Annotated in this window: 12 protein-coding genes and 2 CRISPR repeat arrays; all 12 genes read right to left on the reverse strand. The window is 46.8% G+C overall.

What is annotated here, in order from left to right:
- Positions 1-7: 7 nt before the first annotated feature.
- The gene (gene csy3, locus AC55NX_RS17550) at positions 8-991 is read right to left on the reverse strand and encodes a type I-F CRISPR-associated protein Csy3 (protein ID WP_496996907.1); all 984 of its coding nucleotides are present in this window, start codon (positions 989-991) and stop codon (positions 8-10) included.
- A 14-nt stretch (positions 992-1,005) separates the two neighbouring features.
- Positions 1,006-2,040, reverse strand: coding sequence for a type I-F CRISPR-associated protein Csy2 (gene csy2 / locus AC55NX_RS17555; protein ID WP_496996908.1), 1,035 nt, complete (start codon positions 2,038-2,040; stop codon positions 1,006-1,008).
- Positions 2,037-3,389 carry a type I-F CRISPR-associated protein Csy1 gene (csy1, locus tag AC55NX_RS17560; RefSeq protein WP_496996909.1) on the reverse strand — a complete coding sequence of 451 codons (1,353 nt, stop codon included), beginning with the start codon at positions 3,387-3,389 and terminating at the stop codon, positions 2,037-2,039. The genes csy2 and csy1 overlap by 4 nt, the downstream gene beginning before the upstream one ends.
- Positions 3,390-3,398: 9 nt before the next feature.
- Entirely contained in the window at positions 3,399-6,794 is a 3,396-nt protein-coding gene (gene cas3f / locus AC55NX_RS17565; protein ID WP_496996910.1) for a type I-F CRISPR-associated helicase Cas3f, read from the reverse strand.
- Complete coding sequence (gene cas1f, locus AC55NX_RS17570; RefSeq protein ID WP_496996911.1) at positions 6,791-7,762, reverse strand: type I-F CRISPR-associated endonuclease Cas1f; 972 nt, start codon at positions 7,760-7,762, stop codon at positions 6,791-6,793. Before cas1f ends, cas3f begins: the two co-directional genes overlap by 4 nt.
- A 122-nt stretch (positions 7,763-7,884) precedes the next feature.
- A CRISPR array of direct repeats spans positions 7,885-10,252; the repeat unit is 28 nt; unit sequence TTTCTAAGCTGCCTACGCGGCAGTTCAC.
- Positions 10,253-10,640: 388 nt separating this feature from the next.
- Positions 10,641-10,973 carry a hypothetical protein gene (locus AC55NX_RS17575; RefSeq protein WP_496996912.1) on the reverse strand — a complete coding sequence of 111 codons (333 nt, stop codon included), beginning with the start codon at positions 10,971-10,973 and terminating at the stop codon, positions 10,641-10,643.
- 440 nt (positions 10,974-11,413) lie between these two features.
- Complete coding sequence (locus AC55NX_RS17580) at positions 11,414-12,295, reverse strand: HEPN domain-containing protein (protein ID WP_496996913.1); 882 nt, start codon at positions 12,293-12,295, stop codon at positions 11,414-11,416.
- A 187-nt stretch (positions 12,296-12,482) separates the two neighbouring features.
- A CRISPR array of direct repeats spans positions 12,483-14,491; the repeat unit is 28 nt; unit sequence TTTCTAAGCTGCCTATGCGGCAGTGAAC.
- 966 nt (positions 14,492-15,457) lie between these two features.
- A complete protein-coding gene (locus tag AC55NX_RS17585; RefSeq protein WP_496996914.1) occupies positions 15,458-16,309 on the reverse strand; it encodes a TIR domain-containing protein in 852 nt (283 codons plus the stop codon).
- A gap of 389 nt (positions 16,310-16,698) precedes the next feature.
- Entirely contained in the window at positions 16,699-17,142 is a 444-nt protein-coding gene (locus tag AC55NX_RS17590; RefSeq protein WP_496996915.1) for a DUF1240 domain-containing protein, read from the reverse strand.
- Positions 17,139-17,369 (reverse strand): hypothetical protein, encoded by a 231-nt coding sequence (locus AC55NX_RS17595; protein WP_496996916.1) that lies wholly within the window; start codon positions 17,367-17,369, stop codon positions 17,139-17,141. Before AC55NX_RS17595 ends, AC55NX_RS17590 begins: the two co-directional genes overlap by 4 nt.
- A 192-nt stretch (positions 17,370-17,561) precedes the next feature.
- The gene (locus AC55NX_RS17600) at positions 17,562-18,008 is read right to left on the reverse strand and encodes a DUF1240 domain-containing protein (RefSeq protein WP_496996917.1); all 447 of its coding nucleotides are present in this window, start codon (positions 18,006-18,008) and stop codon (positions 17,562-17,564) included.
- Positions 18,005-19,070 (reverse strand): hypothetical protein (locus AC55NX_RS17605; RefSeq protein WP_496996918.1); only part of this gene is annotated, 1,066 nt, incomplete at its 5' end. The genes AC55NX_RS17600 and AC55NX_RS17605, both read right to left, overlap by 4 nt.

Here is a 19,070-nt window from a genome sequence, read left to right on the forward strand (position 1 = left end):
CCTGCCCTTATTCGCCAAAGACACCGCCACGAATCAGCATTGCCATGATGTAATGTTGTTGTTCGATGGCCGGGGTTTGATCTTTTAACATCCAACTGTCCAGCAATTTGTAGAAATCCATTTTTTCTTTCGGTTGCCGGTAAGCCGCACCGCGATTGGTCACCGAACCATAAGGTTCTACAGCAATCGGGCCAACTTCTTCTACCGCAGAATGCCATGTGTCAATCGTACGTAAGGCATTGCCGATTTTTTGTGAGTGCATTGCCGCCTGACCATCAAGCTGATAAAGGAATTTACTTTTATCGCCTTTACCACCGCCCATCACCAGCTCCTGAGACGGGAACACCGCCTGACCTTCACCTAACTTGGCATAGGCAGTGACTTTCAAAAAGACCGCTTCCCCCTGTAAACCCTGCTGAATCAGAGCCGCCAGTTGATCCACTTGATCGTTGCTGGCAAAAGTGCGCAAATCGTATTCATAACTGTTAAAAGAGAAGGTTTTTTCGGCAGCATTCACCTCGACACGGATATTTTCAGCCCCGACCCGGTTGCGCCAGAGAAAGCGCCCGTTGGCAATATTCAAAGCATACCGTTGTGCCAGCTCTTTAAACCCGGTTTCCACCTGATAAGCATGTACTCTTGCTGCCAATGCTTGTTGGTAGGCTGGGTCGTTACAGGTTGAAGGCACATCTAATCCGCCCAAGACGCGCAGTGAAAACACCAGTTTGAGTGTATCGGTATGATGAGGCAATGCTGCGGTATCGACGGTTTGTAAGTTCGCTTTTGACACTTCGGCATCCAATTTTGCCGGGTCATTCGCGAGCGCATTCTTTAAACGGTTGGAAATCGTGCCGCGCACTGACTTTTCGCCCACCAGAATCGGTGACCATTCGTTTTGATCCCAGTTGCCGGCAAACATTAAGGCATCAGACGGAATTAATTTCGCTTCAAATGCCAGTACGGAGGGAGTTTTTAATTTTTTATCAGCCATTTTTTATGTCCTTTTTAATCCAGTAAATCTTGCGAAACAATCGTTTGATTATCATCTTCATCAGGTTCTGGGATAATTGCTTGTAACCCCAGACGCCCTTTTGCCAAATACCAAGAGGAATCATGGTGATAACACCAAATTCCTTGTTGAATCTCTTGTAAACGGTGCACACTGAGCCACTCGCCAACGGAATACGCCGTTTCAGCGAAAACGACCGGAACCTTGGTATCGCGGACGTTGGCGACCTCACCCGATGCATAACATTCAGAAATGGCGCAATAGCCTGTTGCAATCGGTACTAAATAACCCGCTTCTGGCTTAGGTTGGACTTGCCAAACCGCCTTTTGCTTGGTGTCATCTTTTTCTGTCGCACGTGTTTCTGCACTATCTTTTTCTAAAGCATCATGCTGTGCAACGGTATCGTCTGCCAGCGGTGTCGCGCTGTATTTGAGGGTGGCGAAATCACACCATGCATCCATTAACGTACTGCCCGGATTGTGCTGCTGTAATTGTTCAAAGTGCTTAGCTAAATAATCGTGGCGGTCGATCAAGACAAATCCCGGCATCAACCGACGCAATGCATGGCGCTGCTGGGCTTCACTGGCGAGTAGTTGATACGCTGCGACATGGGTAATCTGACCACCGGCTAAACGCAGCGACGGCACCACGGTTTTCAGATGCTCAATCAGGGCTTGCTCCGTCTGCCTGTCACCGCCACGAATCCCTTCAATTTCAATCAACAGGGAAATCTGCATCGACATCCGCCCTTCTTCGTTGATGGGCGCGGTATTGCCTTGCTGAGTCAGCGGATTACGGGTTAATGCAAATACATAATCGCCCCAACCACTCGGTCGGCGGGTATGAACTGTATGCTTATGGCTGATCACCGCCACTCCGCCTAAATTTACCGTCAGCCGCTGGGATAATTGGCGTGATAATGCATGAGCGAACCCTAAAAAATTGGTCATTGCCGGAAAGCCATATGTCAGCCCGGCAATCGCATTCGCGTTTTGCACCTCGATTTTTTTCAATAAAAGATAATGCTTCATGCGTGGTGCTCCTCTGATACAACATTCATCCGCTCAAAGGCCCGCAACTCGTTCAGACACAGTTTTTTAAAATAGCGTTGTTCACCATCCCCGAGCAGGTATTGCTGTTTATTGTCGAGCTGGCGTAGTAACCAATGTGCAAAGTCATTCGCCACCACATCTAACCAGTCGCCTTGCTGGCGTTCACGCTGAAAAGCGCTGTCAGGGTTATCGATGTCCAGACAGAGCTGATGGGCGCGCTTCATGTTGCACGTCGGTGTGTTACTCCAACCGGCACTATCGGGAATCGCCTGTATTTCGGCCACGACGTTCAATAAACGATCAATCAGCGGTTTAACGTAGTAATAATCCCGCTTGTAGCGAGTTTTAAAATTGCGGTCTTTCTCGCTCAGGCTGGCTAAGAAAGCTTTAAATTCTCGCACTAATGCACTGGTTTTAAAGCCAAACTGGCGGTCAAAGATTGAGAGGCTGTTCACCGGTGGCTTGGTTTGCGCCTGATAGGTCGGCGGTGCGCAATTGAGTAAAAAGCCTTGGCCGTAGCGTTCGCTGTTTAACTGCGAAATATTTTGTGGTTTTGAGCCGCCAAACATTTGCACTGCGGTTGCGGGGAAACGGATATCTAACCGGTCGTCATAATGCCCTTTTTTATGCGCATCGCGAACGTCTTTTGAGTCACCAAAACGGGATTGACGAACTTTCGCATACAGTTGATGCGAAAGTGATGATGCATAGAGCGGACACAACAGGTGATAGCTGGCCGCTTCATCATCACCGACAGGAAAATAAAGCTGTTTCGAGAGCGTGTGCGCTGAGAGCTTCTCATCACCCAGCGCTTGACTCAGTCCTGCCTGCCATTCGGCCAATAGCGATTCATCGCTGGTAAACGCGCTTAATGCCGCAACACTGTGGTTTTGCAACTGATCGATCAGCGTCTCACCATTGGCTTGCAATTTTAATAAACGTGCCACATCCAATGCAGCAGCATTACCAACAGCATCTATCGCTTTATCCGGCAGATGAGCCGAGACGAGATAACCGCCATCTTCAATTTGATAGTGATTGAGTAAAATACTGCTGGCTTTGGCATCACTGTGGGTAAATTTTGCTGCGTGAGTCGCCAGACTGATTTGCTTTGCCCGCCGTGCCGCATCGGTTAACCAAGTGACCGGGTCATAAGCGCTTTCGATGGGGTCGGCCTGTTGATGATATTCAGCTTGCGCCTGCGCAATCGCAACCGGATCGTCGCTTTGCTCAAGCACTTTATTGAGCGCTTTTTGCAATGGCTCAAGCTTCGCCTGCTTGCGCTGGTGGATATATGCCGCGATTGCGGCACTTAATGTTCCGTCCATTCGCCTTCCTTATTGATTTTCGGGTTGAAACACACCGAGTTGCTCATGCCAAGCCCACTCAATGGTTTGATCTTTGTTACCGATTCGCAGTTGTACTTCACCGAGCCGATTGCTGGTTCGGCTGATTGACTGACCAAGCTGGTGCGCGAACTGCGCATAAATTTCAACCGGCGATGGTGTAAACCACCACTGACATCCCTGTGAAATTTGCAGCTCAGCGGTGTGAAAACGTGTGGATCGCGACACATACTGATACGGTTGACAGGACGTATCCAGCTGGCTCCACTCCAGTTGCTCGTCTTCATCACAGCGCAGTACAAACGACTCCTGAGGCTCGGACTTGCGAAACTCGGTTTGTTTTATAAATTCGCCATTCCACATGGCGTGAGGTTGACCCCACCATAAATTGGCTTCTTTATTTGACTGGTAAGCATGAGGAATTTTTGCCCGGTCTAAACGAGTCAGTGCAAAACGCAATGCCCGATGTTCTTGGACGGTAAACCGCTCAGCAGGTGCAGCAAATCGCTCCCCTTTGCTTCGATCGATTTGTAGATCCCTCAATACAAAATCAGGTTCTTTGACGCGAGTCCTTGCGGAAATATGGGCTAACTCACCTTTCAACAATTCAGTCATATCATGGCAGGCTAACGGCAGCGCTTTACTTTCAAACCCCGGATGGCAATACGCCACCGGCTTATTTTTCAATGCTTTGATATTTTGATTGAGTACCATCAAATTCGGCTGTGCCGGGACTTGCTGACGATGACGCTGAATTCGTCCGGCCAACTGAATCAATGCCCGCATCGAACTCGGTTCTGCAATCGCCCAGTCGTAGTCATGATCGCGCCCGACTTCGACCACGGAAGTGCCCAACACCACAAAAACGATGTTTGCTTCGGTAGCTGTGTCTAAAATCGGTTGAATTTCCGGTTGTTGCCACAACGCATCGACATCATGACGATCAAGTATTCGGTCTAATTTGTGCTCTTTGTCAGAGCGTAACGCCAGTGGAAACTGCGAGTGATACACACAGTAGCAAATTCTAAAATTCGGCTGGGGTTGTAATTGAGTCAGTGCTTGGGCGACAGCTACCATCGGGGTGATATTCGCCATCCGAATCACCCCCAATGAAACCTGTTTACCATTTGGTGCAGTCACACAATGAGCCTGATGTAAGTGATGAATCTGCTCATAAAAGGTATGCGCCACACGGTCATAAATGGCGTGGCGACATGCAGCGTTTGTCATTGAATCATTGCGCGTGAATTGCGCCACCTGCACAACCTCCCCTTGGCGAACTGGCAGATCGTGTTTGTCCAGCTTGGTGACCCGTTGATCGACAAACTGGCGGTGCGTTGCAGCAAAGTCACTGAGTTGGGTAATTTCTTGGGTATGAGTGGTAAATTCATCAATCCACGCGCACCAGATCGGGGGCTGTTTGGGGTCTGCAAATTGCGCTTGATTGTATTGTTCCCGCCCGGCTTGATAAGCATCAAATAAGGTTTTGATTAATGACGGTGGCAAAGTCGCGGAAGACAACAAGACTCGCGAGCCAAGCATCCCGGCCCAGTTGACTAAGCGACACAGCGCGGGCATATCTTCTAAACCGAAATCATCCGGTTCATCGAGCACCAAATCAGAAGTGAGTAAACGCAACATCGGCGCGATCTGCTTGCCACCGCGTTGGCTTTCTGTCGCAGGCATGAGGTGATCAATGGTACTGACCAGAATCGGCGCGCTCACCAGTTGTTCTAATTTGGGGCTGGCACTCAGCCAGTGTTTCAGCCGGCCATCGTAGATTTGCCCTTCATAGTGAATGAACAGCTGTTCAAACCAATCTTCAGCCGATTCACTGCCGTGATGTCGATCGCCATGGTTGAGTTCATGCAGTGTCTGCACCGCTTGAGAGCCGATCAGTACCGCCAGATCGTCATCCCCCAGTTTCAATAAATCACGGTAAGCATCACCGGTTTGCAGTGTTAAAGTGCGTAATCCTAACGCCACTGAGAAGCGGCACCCTTCCCGGTCATCGGCCAGACCATACATAAAACGGGCATTGGCAATGGTTTTCCCACAGCCGGTAGATGCCATATTGACGCCAAAAAAGCCTTGTCGTTCAGTGGGTTTCGCAATGGCTTTCGCTTTGGCGTAGGCTTTATCCTGCCAGTGATATTTTTCAATCCCGACGCTTTTAGAGAATAGCCGATGCTGGGCAATGGCAGGCAATGTGTATTTCAGCGCGGGTAAATTGCGGGCAAACCGCTGGGCATTCACACAGACCCCGATATTGTGTTCATCAAGCTGCTGTTTCGGCACGGTACTTTGGTCATGCGCTGACTGTCGGTCGGTATTGGCAATCGGCGCATAATTCGGATCTTGCCACGCAGTTTTACCCTCGCCTAAGCGAAGCGAAGAATAGTAGTGATCGGCTAACATCAGCGATAAACGCGCCATGTGACTAACGAAACGCTGTTCAAACCAAGGGATAGAATTGCTGATGAGTAAAGGCGTCTTCTGTAACCGTCGCGCCAGTTTTGCCGCTTTTTGTTGCCAAGTCCGGCTGAGCATCGGTGTGCCATGCGGGAAACACCAGTTCTCTTGTAATGCTTGCTGGCTATATTGAGACAAATCGAGGGCATTGGGTGAGTTCCAATGGCAGTCGAAACACTGCTCCAGCCACATATCCATTTCTTCGATATTCACAGGCTTGGCCCCATCATTATTTTTGGGAAGCCGGTGATGCGACACCACCAACCACGCGATCAGTTTGGCAAATGGGGCGAAATGAGCAAACGGATTTTGTAGTGCATCCGGCGCATCGATAAAAATCGCTTGCGTTAGCTGCGTATCCCATTGTTTGGCAATATTGGCGTCGGTGAATTGAGCCAGTTGTTGGATCCATTCTGAGTCGGTTTTACCTTTGGCGAACACTTCAAACAAGCGTAGTGAGATCCATTCGTGGCGATATGGTTCGCCTTTGGTTGCACTGTTCCCGCGGAGTTTGTTCTGAAACAGCGCATTGGCTTTGCCGAAATCATGAAATAATCCCGCGACTGCACTGGCTAATGCCACGATTTCATTCAAATACCAGCCGGATTCCCACTCACGGTGCTCAAGATTAAGTGAGGTTCGGTTCACCGCAACCAGCCCGTCTAAATTAAACTTAGAGCGGTTGCCCACCACCCACAGTAACTGGCTCCGGGATCGGCTGCGGATCCAATGGCAACTCACGGCAGTGCTGCGACTGGCCGTTTGTTTAAGCATTTTTCTCACGGTTTGTAAGCCGTCTTCGGTGATTAAGGTTTGCCATGTATTGTTGCCGATTCGGTCAGCAAATGCGTCTAAAACACGACGAGTTTTCTTGAGGGCATTCTTTTCGCACTCAGAAACAAATGTCACCATCATTGCCCGGCATCTCCTTGTTCAGCAGGTTTATCCAAAGCAATCGCTTTGATGGTATTAAACATAAAGCCCATTGATTGATGATCGATAAAAGCTTGCAACACCTGCTGACGAAACTCTTGCTCCGATGCATTTTCTTTGGCGCAGACGAACGCCCACGGCAGGACAACCGCATCTTTAATCAGATCTGCCACATCAAACACCAGTGCCCCGCGCCTAGTTTTACCATGCATCACAGCAAACCCATGCGGGATCCCCAGCACCCACAGGCAACTGGCTGCCAGACCATAGGCTAAGTAGTTACCATGATTGAGAAAGTCATTGGCAAGCGTGGTGGAGTCATGCTGGCGGGTGAAGTTTTTCAGCCCGGTGTTATTGGCTGCATATTTGTAAAGGACTTTCGTCAGTTGCGCTTCGGTCAGCAGTAATTCTGCCGTTTGAGTCGCTTTATCGGTCCGCTGATGAAAAGTGGCTAAAGCGGTTTGGATCATGTCATCCTGAAAGACAAAACCGTGGCTTTTTAATTCACGGTCTTTCGACCATACCGACTGTAAGTAGTCAATCCGGGCGTTTTGAAATTGCTTGGCAACTTCGAGGCGTTTTTCATCATCAAACCAGAAAGAGAGCCAGCCTTGCAGATATTCGGTCGGGCGATATTCACTTTGCGGCGTAAACCATTCTACCTCAGTTGCCATATGCAGCGGCGTACCACCCCCGCCACAAAATCCGACTAATACTCCGGCTTGAGATAACATGCGCATTGCGGCTTGGGTAATCGACGTGCCATTGCCCAGCAGCAAGACGGTGGTGTTGGCAATGGGGATGTTGTAATAGAGGTTTTCTTTTTTCGATTCGGTGAGATACAACACGCGCCCGTCTTTTTGCATCACCCGGCAATACTCTAAGTAGTACATATTGGCACGTTTAGAGTGAAGTATGACTTTTAAGTCGGAGGGGGAAAGGTCATCCATGGGTTTACCTCAAGCAATCATCTCCGCTGATCATACCAGAGACAATTGTTGATTGAATGCATGAGGTTGCATTTTCGATAAGTGGTTCATAGTTCTGTTTTCACAACAACGGCTACCTCCTCTTTTTAAGCTGCCTATGCGGCAGTTCACTTGGTCAACTGCTTGGACATAGCACGCTGGCTTTTCTAAGCTGCCTATGCGGCAGTTCACAACCCGATACCACATTTAATCTGATTGGCGTATTTCTAAGCTGCCTACGCGGCAGTTCACATGTATATCGGTATTTTCTTGTTCCAGAGTATTTTCTAAGCTGCCTACGCGGCAGTTCACAACCGGTCCTCTACTCCCTCTGACCAGTCCGCTTTCTAAGCTGCCTACGCGGCAGTTCACTCTTCGTCAGACAGATCAGGAAACACACGGCGTTTCTAAGCTGCCTACGCGGCAGTTCACACCTTAAAGCTATTGCCCACGGTTACGACACTTTTCTAAGCTGCCTACGCGGCAGTTCACACAGGCATGAGATGACCAATCATGATCGGGTTTTTCTAAGCTGCCTACGCGGCAGTTCACGGGAACTTGTTTGACTTGGATATGGACGCAATTTTCTAAGCTGCCTACGCGGCAGTTCACGCTGACCGCCCCAGCCGCCCTGTTGTTGCTGATTTCTAAGCTGCCTACGCGGCAGTTCACTGAGTGTTTCGAGGCAAACAAGGCGTCTATTATTTCTAAGCTGCCTACGCGGCAGTTCACTGTTAAGTCTGACTACGTACAAAAACCTAACTTTTCTAAGCTGCCTACGCGGCAGTTCACGGTTTTCAATAGCCCACGCACTGCCATTTTTTTTTCTAAGCTGCCTACGCGGCAGTTCACAATCGTACGACGAGACTCGAAACTATTTTAGATTTCTAAGCTGCCTACGCGGCAGTTCACAATATTGCGCAAGAATACCACCTTGGATCGCTTTTCTAAGCTGCCTACGCGGCAGTTCACTGGATAGGATTTTATCCCAATCAGAAACGTCTTTTCTAAGCTGCCTACGCGGCAGTTCACAATCACCCGGACGAATGTATGGCATGTACTCATTTCTAAGCTGCCTACGCGGCAGTTCACATTTCGATGTACCAGTGTATAAGAAAGCCGATTTTCTAAGCTGCCTACGCGGCAGTTCACATCAGGAATAATGACGGGAGCGTATACATATGTTTCTAAGCTGCCTACGCGGCAGTTCACATGCGCAGTTGAATATTATCGGCGCGATTACCTTTCTAAGCTGCCTACGCGGCAGTTCACATTGAACCAACATCCGGATCGATTGCGCCGTTTTTCTAAGCTGCCTACGCGGCAGTTCACATTATGACGCATGTCCTGCTGAGTATGCGTATTTTCTAAGCTGCCTACGCGGCAGTTCACAATCGAGCGCGTAAGCGTCTTGCGCCCATATTTTTCTAAGCTGCCTACGCGGCAGTTCACTTCTCGCGGTAGGCATGAGCCAGTGCGACCAATTTCTAAGCTGCCTACGCGGCAGTTCACTTTGACGGCTCGCGCCGGGCTGTGCTTCGAGTTTTCTAAGCTGCCTACGCGGCAGTTCACCGGTACGAGTATCGACTGTAACGTTGGTTCGATTTCTAAGCTGCCTACGCGGCAGTTCACTATGTTAACTCGCTAGACACGTACACCTACTCTTTCTAAGCTGCCTACGCGGCAGTTCACAATGGTCGGCATATTGCTCACCGTGGTACTCATTTCTAAGCTGCCTACGCGGCAGTTCACACCATAGAAAAGAGCATTCGTGTCCTTTATGCTTTCTAAGCTGCCTACGCGGCAGTTCACAAGCTCTGGTACTGAATCACTCAAGCAAGCATTTTCTAAGCTGCCTACGCGGCAGTTCACAGATTTGCATATGTTTCGCCATTGGTTTTCTTTTTCTAAGCTGCCTACGCGGCAGTTCACGCGAACCACGGAGCGCGGCGCGTTGTAAAAGCTTTCTAAGCTGCCTACGCGGCAGTTCACAGAGGCTAGCATTGTCTCGTGCTTTTGTTCACTTTCTAAGCTGCCTACGCGGCAGTTCACAGTCCTAACAGGGTTTTGATTTGTTCTAAGCTTTTCTAAGCTGCCTACGCGGCAGTTCACAGGTTGTATCTATCAACGGGCTACGCCTGCAATTTCTAAGCTGCCTACGCGGCAGTTCACCTGTGATGTAGTCAGTCATGGGTAGCCTGTGATTTCTAAGCTGCCTACGCGGCAGTTCACGTTACCGGTGCGAATGGTGGACCAGTCGAGTCTTTCTAAGCTGCCTACGCGGCAGTTCACAGCAATCAGCCGATCAATCATCGCGTCAGTAATTTCTAAGCTGCCTACGCGGCAGTTCACATTGAAGAAGCGAAATTAGAAGCTTTGCGATTTTTCTAAGCTGCCTACGCGGCAGTTCACTGTCGGTCTTTTTCGCATTGATAGCCACGTTTTTTCTAAGCTGCCTACGCGGCAGTTCACAATAAACTTATCACGAAAAACCCTGTCACAGCAAAAGGTTAGTCGAAAAATCCCTTTTTTACCTTGTTAAAAATGCTTGTTTTTAAGCTGTTGATTTTATTTGTGTTTTTTAAGGGTAAAAAATAAAGGGTCTGATGGCGTCAAATTTGGGTGCCGGTGGCTGGGAAGATAAAATTGTGATGCCGGTGTTTGGGGGTGAAAAATGGTGATTCTGCGGTTTGGTGCGCAATCAAGTCCCTCGATTTCATTAGCATCCTCGAACGCGCCCCAGTTACTTTTGATAGATCTCAAAAGTAACCAAAAGCATCTTTTTTAAGTTCAGCGCACGTAATCAGGGACGCTTTTATTCGCTCCTGCTCACGAAAAGCTTAAAATTCTTCCATGAATTTTACCCTGAGAGCATCGAGCAATTGAGCTTCGTTGACTCGTGTTTCACCCCACTCAAATCAACCACCCAATCAAGAAAACCATTCATGGAAGAATGGTTAGGCTTTTCCGGGCAGGACGCCCGTAAAAGCTGGTTCTGGACAACGTGTGACTCCGTCAAACAAAAAAGATTTTCTGGTTCATCTTTCATCTCTGAAAGATGAACTGGCGCACTGAGTACCGATGCCTCTGAAATCGGAAAAACAGATTGTGCGTCAAATTTAGGAGCCGGAGGCTGGGAATATAAAACTTGTAATGTAGCAGTTTGGGACGCAATCCCATTCCTCGGTTTCATTAGCATCTCCGAAGCGCCCCAGGTACTTTTTCATGGCCGAAAAAGTACCCCAAAAGGCCTAGAGGGTTAAGTTCAGCGCACCGAATCAGGGTCGGATTGATTCGCATCCTGCTCAGGCAATCCTGAAAAATCGTCCATGATTTTTCACCCTGAGAGCATCGATCAAGTTGGCTTTTTAAAAGATTTCACCCAACTCAAATCAACCACCAAACGAAGAAAATCATTCAAGGATGAATGATTAGGCTTTTCCGGGCAGGACGCCCGTAAAAGCTGGTTCTGGACAACGCGTGACTAAGCCAAAACAAAAAGATCTTCTGGTCACTCTTGCATCTTGGCAAGAGTGACTGGCGCACTGAGTACCGATGTCTCTGAAACCGAGGAACAAAATGTGCGTCAAATTTCAGTGCCGGAGGCTGGGCCAATCAAAGTTAAGAATGCACTCAAACCTCTTCTATTCTCTCCCAACAAACCCGCTCAACCAACCCCAGTAACCGCTGCACCTCTGCCACCAAATAATTCAACTCTTCTTCGGTGATTTCGTAGTGGGCTGAATAACGCGCATCAATATACGCCCGTTGCAAACGGCGGAAACTACGACGGTGAAATTTATTGTCCATCGGGTAAATCTCAGCAAAGGCCGGATCAATCTGCACGCACAGATTACCAAGTTTCTCGATATTGTGGGATTTCGGTAAGTAGTTAGTACAAGTCAGCAGTGTACAGGCAAAAAGACGCTCCGTTGCCTGATGCAGGTTGAAGGCTGCTTCATTAAGCATCAAGTCATTAAAAGCATGGTGAAACATTCTAATGCTTTCGGTAGCACTTTTTATCCACTGCTCATAATGCTTACGGGCAATCTCCCGTTTTTCTTCCTCAGTCAGATCACCCGGCTCCGCCAGTGGCTTTGGCGTCGCGGCAAATAGCTCAATCCCTTCTTCGCGAATATCTTTAAAGAAATAATGACCCTGTTGTAGTCGATTATTCACTTCGTTTAAATCATGCACAATCAAACCCAATGGTGCCGATTTCACTTTGCGATCAATCTGCTCTTCGGCACGCTGCCAGACCACATAATCTTCAACCAACGCTGCTTTATTGACGATCACCAGAATATCATAATCACTGATATAGCCATTGACCGGATCACTGACCCAATTCCCCTTGGCATGGCTGCCAAACAGGATGATTTTCAGAATACGGAATTCACTTTTACTGCCCGCTTTGCCTTGCAGATAATCGTCTAACGTGTCACGCAGAACCGTTGAGATTATCGCCAGTTCACGCTGTTTATATTCGGGAAGATGGTCGAGGGTTGTTTTCATAATCGTGGCATAAGACTGGTTGTGGATAATGAAGTTAGCATAAAAGAAGGGGCTGACAAAGAACACCACCAACCCTCACTTTGCGCACATTACTGAGAAAAATGCGATTCAATTCAAAGCAATAGTTCTGATTACCCATGTATACGGCAGTGAACAAAGTAAACAGCCTCTAGGCTCAGCGCGTTATTTTCTAAGCTGCCTACGCGGCAGTGAACAGAGAAATTCCATCAATAACAATGGTCGCATTTTTCTAAGCTGCCTATGCGGCAGTGAACGTTAGTCCAGCGTTCAATAATTATTTCTCACCTTTCTAAGCTGCCTATGCGGCAGTGAACACCTGCGTCGGTGTGCCATAACTAGACTGATATTTCTAAGCTGCCTATGCGGCAGTGAACCATAATGTTCACCTAAATGTTATCTTTGATTATTTCTAAGCTGCCTATGCGGCAGTGAACAAAGATAAACCTTCTAAAAGTGTTGATGTTTGGTTTCTAAGCTGCCTATGCGGCAGTGAACTTGAAAATTTTGTATTGCCCTATCTCTGCTGCTTTCTAAGCTGCCTATGCGGCAGTGAACTTATTCACTGTCGTGGCACGCGTTCTGAACCATTTCTAAGCTGCCTATGCGGCAGTGAACTTAGGGGCTCATCTTTTCGCTTGACTTACTATTTTCTAAGCTGCCTATGCGGCAGTGAACTTCTCAGCGTATAGGGCGTTGATTTGCTCGGGTTTCTAAGCTGCCTATGCGGCAGTGAACCCTTCATCAATGCCACCAGCCGCCCTATTGTATTTCTAAGCTGCCTATGCGGCAGTGAACCTAATCAGTGGGGAATGAATCCGTTTGCGGTTTTTCTAAGCTGCCTATGCGGCAGTGAACGAAGTTACGATTGATTCGTCCGGACAAGCCACTTTCTAAGCTGCCTATGCGGCAGTGAACATAACGAATATTTTTTAACGAATGCTACTGCCTTTCTAAGCTGCCTATGCGGCAGTGAACACTCCATTGAACTGTTTTTTCTCTCTCGTGCATTTCTAAGCTGCCTATGCGGCAGTGAACCCGTACTATCAACGTAAAAACGATTTAACTAATTTCTAAGCTGCCTATGCGGCAGTGAACGACCGGGAAGTAATCAAGTTGATTCAATGATTTTTCTAAGCTGCCTATGCGGCAGTGAACGAAGATTCTGAGATGGCTACCTTTCACCAGTGTTTCTAAGCTGCCTATGCGGCAGTGAACTGCGCGTCGATACATGCGTTGACCCATTTACTTTTCTAAGCTGCCTATGCGGCAGTGAACGATCGTACCAACCGGAACGCCTGGAGGTCACCTTTCTAAGCTGCCTATGCGGCAGTGAACCGTACGCAATCGCCACCATGCCTGGGCGCGCATTTCTAAGCTGCCTATGCGGCAGTGAACACATAACATGCCCCGCGTACCGTATCGAAACATTTCTAAGCTGCCTATGCGGCAGTGAACAATGCGGTTATTGTAGCATGAGGTAGGTCGGATTTCTAAGCTGCCTATGCGGCAGTGAACTGACTAATTACCACCGTGCAATATCGCATCATTTTCTAAGCTGCCTATGCGGCAGTGAACGATAAGTCGTTTACAAGTGCGCGACCATTCTGTTTCTAAGCTGCCTATGCGGCAGTGAACGCGCGTGTCGTTACCGTCGATCGTGTACCAGTTTTCTAAGCTGCCTATGCGGCAGTGAACAGCGGACAAGATCTTTACGATATGCTTTTGAATTTCTAAGCTGCCTATGCGGCAGTGAACCGACAGAGCTTGATGATAACTGGGAATTACCTTTTCTAAGCTGCCTATGCGGCAGTGAACAGTGTAACACCGTAACGTAACTGAGCGCTAGCTTTCTAAGCTGCCTATGCGGCAGTGAACAAACTGGACAGCCTGTAACAGAAGCAGACTTCTTTCTAAGCTGCCTATGCGGCAGTGAACGTGTGTTTTGTTTGGACGTAAAGTGTTAGTGATTTCTAAGCTGCCTATGCGGCAGTGAACATTTCGGCGTTAAAGTACTTGTTATTGACTCATTTCTAAGCTGCCTATGCGGCAGTGAACTAATTCCGCCACGGCCTGTTATCCAGCGATACTTTCTAAGCTGCCTATGCGGCAGTGAACCACCATACATTAAAACAGGCTGCGGACCACAATTTCTAAGCTGCCTATGCGGCAGTGAACAATAAACTTATCACGAAAAACCCTGTCACAGCAAAAGGTTAGTCGAAAAATCCCTTTTTTACCTTGTTAAAAATGCTTGTCTTTAACTTATTGATTTTAAGCATGTTTTTTAAGGGTGAAAAATAAAGGGTCTGATGGCGTCAAATTTGGGTGCCGGAGGCTGGGAATATAAAATTGTGACTCTGCGGTTTGGGACGCAATCCCATTCCTCGATTTCATCAACATCTTCGACTGCGCCCCAGGTACTTTTTCATGGCCGAAAAAGTACCCCAAAAGGCCTAGGGGTGAGTTCAGAGCACCGAATCAGGGTCGGATTGATTCGCTTCCTGCTCAGGCAATCCTGAAAAATCGTCCTGATTTTTCACCCTGAGCTCATCGATCAATTGAGTTTCGTTGATTCAATGTTTCACCCCACTCAAATTAACCACCCGACCAAGAAAACCATTCAAGGAAGAATGGTTAGGCTTTTCCGGGCAGGACGCCCGTAAAAGCTGGTTCTGGAAAGCGTGAGCCCAAGCCAAATAAAAAAGATTTTCTGGTGATTCTTGCATCTTGGCAAGAGTGACTGGCGCACTGAGTACCGATGTCTCTGAAATCAGAGAACCAGTTGTGCGTCAAATTTGGGAGCCGACGAGACTGTTCATTATTCTGTGTCACGCCCATTTTTATAAATCCAGAGATGGAGTGAGCCGGCCTTCAAAGTGGATGCTAAGCTGAGACAGTGTCAGGTTCCAGTTCTGCACCGAAGAGACTGTAAAAGATTGTGTGTAAACGGAAAAGCCCTATTTACCAGCGTCCATTTTTTCGGGGAGGGTTACAATATCATCACAATACAGCTCAATTTTGCGATCATATAGTAGAAGTATGCAACACACTTCTGGACAGAAACGATTTAGGAAAGGGGCACTAAATCGTCTTCATCAGATTAGAAAAAGTATTTTGAAGCCTTAAACATTTGTTAAGTGCTTATATCACATTATTCATATCAACTTTATAACCAGATTTTCTTAGCTCTTTTGCAAGGGCTATTTTCCAAGCACCATGATCATCCAGAGGAACATATACGATACCGCTAATATCATTAGGAGTTTCAATATCACCTTTAACTAACGCACATACGTTACCCCTTTTTAGCTTACCGATTAGGTACCCATGTTCAAATACGACATTTTGACGAGCTCGAGGAGTAAGACTTAGAGGTTCAGCATTTTTTGAGCCAACATCACATGGAGTATAAAGAACTATACCAAATCCCACATTTGAATATTGTTCAATTTTCTCGATTATTGTTGCGCCACCACTGGCTTGTTCATGTAATATAATTGGTTCAAAACCGATGTCTTTAATAAAACTTGAAACTTCTAGTTTAGCTAAATTATCATGCCCATGCACAATAAAAACTTTCGACTTGTCTATCTTAGATGTGCCTTTATCATCTAATTTTTTATTTGATGACGATGAAGATTCTTTTGATTTTTTAGCTTCTTGGAAAAATTCTTTCGTTACATCTTTTGTATATTTATCATATTGAATCGCGTCTTCTCGGCTAATGAACATTATTATATTTGGTGAAAGACTATCATTAGCCAACTTAGATAAAGTTGAGCTATCTTTATCACTTTCACGAATTATAACTCGAGATACTTGGTCAAAGGACAAAAAGTAACCATCAAATTGAAATTCATATTTATTAATATAAGGCAAAACAACTTCATTAATTACAGTTGATTTATCTGTAAAATCTAGTTCAAATATTTCCTTGTTCTTATTTTGTTTACCTGACTTTTCTTTTGTTTCAATCAATACGTGGTAAAACATTATTACTCCTTAATCTACGCAACACTTAATAATTGTTAGACAGATGATATCTGCCAGAAGTTGTCCGTCTAAAGTACTCTGTTTATCTATTGCAATCTGTGATAAGTCACTGGCTAAGCCTGATGCAACCTAACGTTACACAAGCCGATCTCTGACCATCGAATACACAAAATTCAGACATATTCTATCTAACGTACCATAGTAAACTGAGTACATAGTTAACCATTAGCTGAAGTAGGTCAACTAATGGCAATAGTAACGAGTCAAGGTTGTAGAGATAAGCAGTTTTGGGGCAAAAAAGAGTTATACAGTCCTATTAAATATCAACCGAAAACTCATACTAAACCAACCAATCAAACATCTGGGAAATTGAATTCCAAACAGAGCCCTTATCCCCCATAAATCCCAGAAGAATCTTTACATAAACTTTCTGATTTGGCATAGACTCGCCAACTACTCTTGGCAGAAGTGCGAGACTCCTTGACACACTTTACATATCCGGCTTGATCGACTTTGTAGCCAAGGTAGAAACGGGCAGAAATAGCAGCAATGGCAACAGCTAACGTGATCCACATAATCTTCATCCAAGCACCGCGATATGCAGTCGCATACTCCCCTTTATCTTTTCTTGGGTGAAATAGTTGGTGAATACCGACTAATATACCGCCACCGACTAATGGAATAACAGCAGCGATAGCGACAAAATTCGTATATGCTAGAAGACGGGTCCTTGCTTCAAGAGGCTGAAATGGAATTAATAGATTTGGTGCCAGTAAAAGATCTCCGCCTAAAATCAGCACAAAAAATACAAGCCCAGCGATTCTCACTATCATTCATTGACCTCTTTTAATTTTTCTACAATCACATCGGAAACGCCCCATTCATTATCAGCCCAGTCAAGCCCGACACTAACAATAAAACCGACTCCGGCGAAAATACATCCCACAGCTATTAATGGAGCACTATAAACACTCGCAATCACAGCTGCGACAGTACCTGCTCCCGTCGCTATCATCCCTTTGGCAATATCCACACCGGACCGGCCAACTAAATCTTCCATGGTTTTCTCATCATGGACAAACACATCTACCGTAGTATTGTCGGTACCATAAAGTCGCTGATGCAGAAGATTTCATCTGAGCGGTGATGATTGGTTAGAAAGTGAGCCGCGAGTGCGGCTCGTTTTAAAAGATAGCTTAGACTCTGAATGGGAACGGCACCGAATACACATTTAACTCCCAAAACAGAATATCTATCCCCCATAAACCCCTGAAGAGTTTTTACACAAACTGTCTGATTTGGCATACACCCGCCAGCTACTTTTAGCAGAAGTACGGGACTCATTCACACACTTCACATATCCGGCCTGATCGACTTTGTAGCCGAGGTAGAAACGGGGAAATACCGATATAATAGCAATGACTAATGATAACCAAGCAATTTTGCCCCCACTATTTTGATAGTGCTTTTTATACCTATTTATTTCTTTTAAGTGAAACAGTTGATGGATAACTGTTAGCATTAGTCCAACTAAAAGCAGTGGACCAATGATCAGAGCAATATAATTCACATAAGATAACAGTCTAACCTTATCTTCAAGAGGTTGAAATGGAAGCAATAATGACGAAAATACGCCGACAAAAGCAAGACTACCTAAGAGCAGTACTGTGAATAGAATGAACGTAATTCTCCAAATCATTGATTTACCTCTTTTAACTTTTCGACCACTGAGTCCGATATTCCCCACTCATTATCTGCCCAATCCAGCCCTACACTTGTCATAAACCCAACTGCGGCAAATACCATTCCGACAGTAACCAGTGGCCACCCAACAGCACTCGCAGCAACAGCCATGACAGTACCTGCTCCCGTCGCTATCATCCCTTTGGCAATATCCACACCGGACCGGCCAACTAAATCTTCCATGGTTTTCTCATCATGAACAAAAAAGTCAACGGCATTAATTGCAACAGCGAAGATAATATCTACGACCAGCCCCACCCGCAGCATGTTTCTCGCCATGTTTTTCGTGCCCAGACCGAGTTGAACCACCTGCGGATTATTGGCGCGCCAGCGATTGCCTTTCATCAGGATTTTTAGATGCTTTTTGTACCCTTTGATAATCACGTAATCCCGTCCGTTGAAGGGTTTGGTATACACGACCACCCCCATGCCTCCCAACCCTTTTGCCAGTCGATAGGCATCATGGGCGTTGGCAGCACCATCCCAAACTTTCTTGCCATTGTCCAGCGTATCTTTGCCGTTGTATTCCTGCCACAAATTATTGGCAAACTCTTCCGCCTCTTCGAGCGACAGCACCGCTAGGTCTACCGCCTTTTGGGTATATTCCACCTCAATTTCCCGATGGTGAATAAAGTCATAGTTAGGCCAGTACATATTCTCCGGGTCAACCTTTACGGGTTCTCCCGAGCCTGCTGAAGCAGTCGTAGGAACATCCGTGCTGTCTCCGGTGATGTTCATGGCGCTGTTTTCTTTCACCCTGTCCGGCATTTGAGTTTTCACCACTGCATCAGCCGTAATCAATGTGGCTTGTTTCGAAGAATAAGCAGCCTTTTCGCTGGCAGCCGCCTTGGCTGACAGATGCGGCAGAATTACGTTCTCGCCGCTAAACCCACTGCCACTCCCGGCACTACCACCGGAGTTCAGGTTCACCCCGGCACCGCTGAGGGAGACACCTGACGGGTCAACTTTAACGAAGCTGCCACCGGCTTTGAGGGTGATTTCATTCCCGGCTTCGATG

It is taken from the genome of Vibrio rubrogenes (assembly GCF_059641415.1).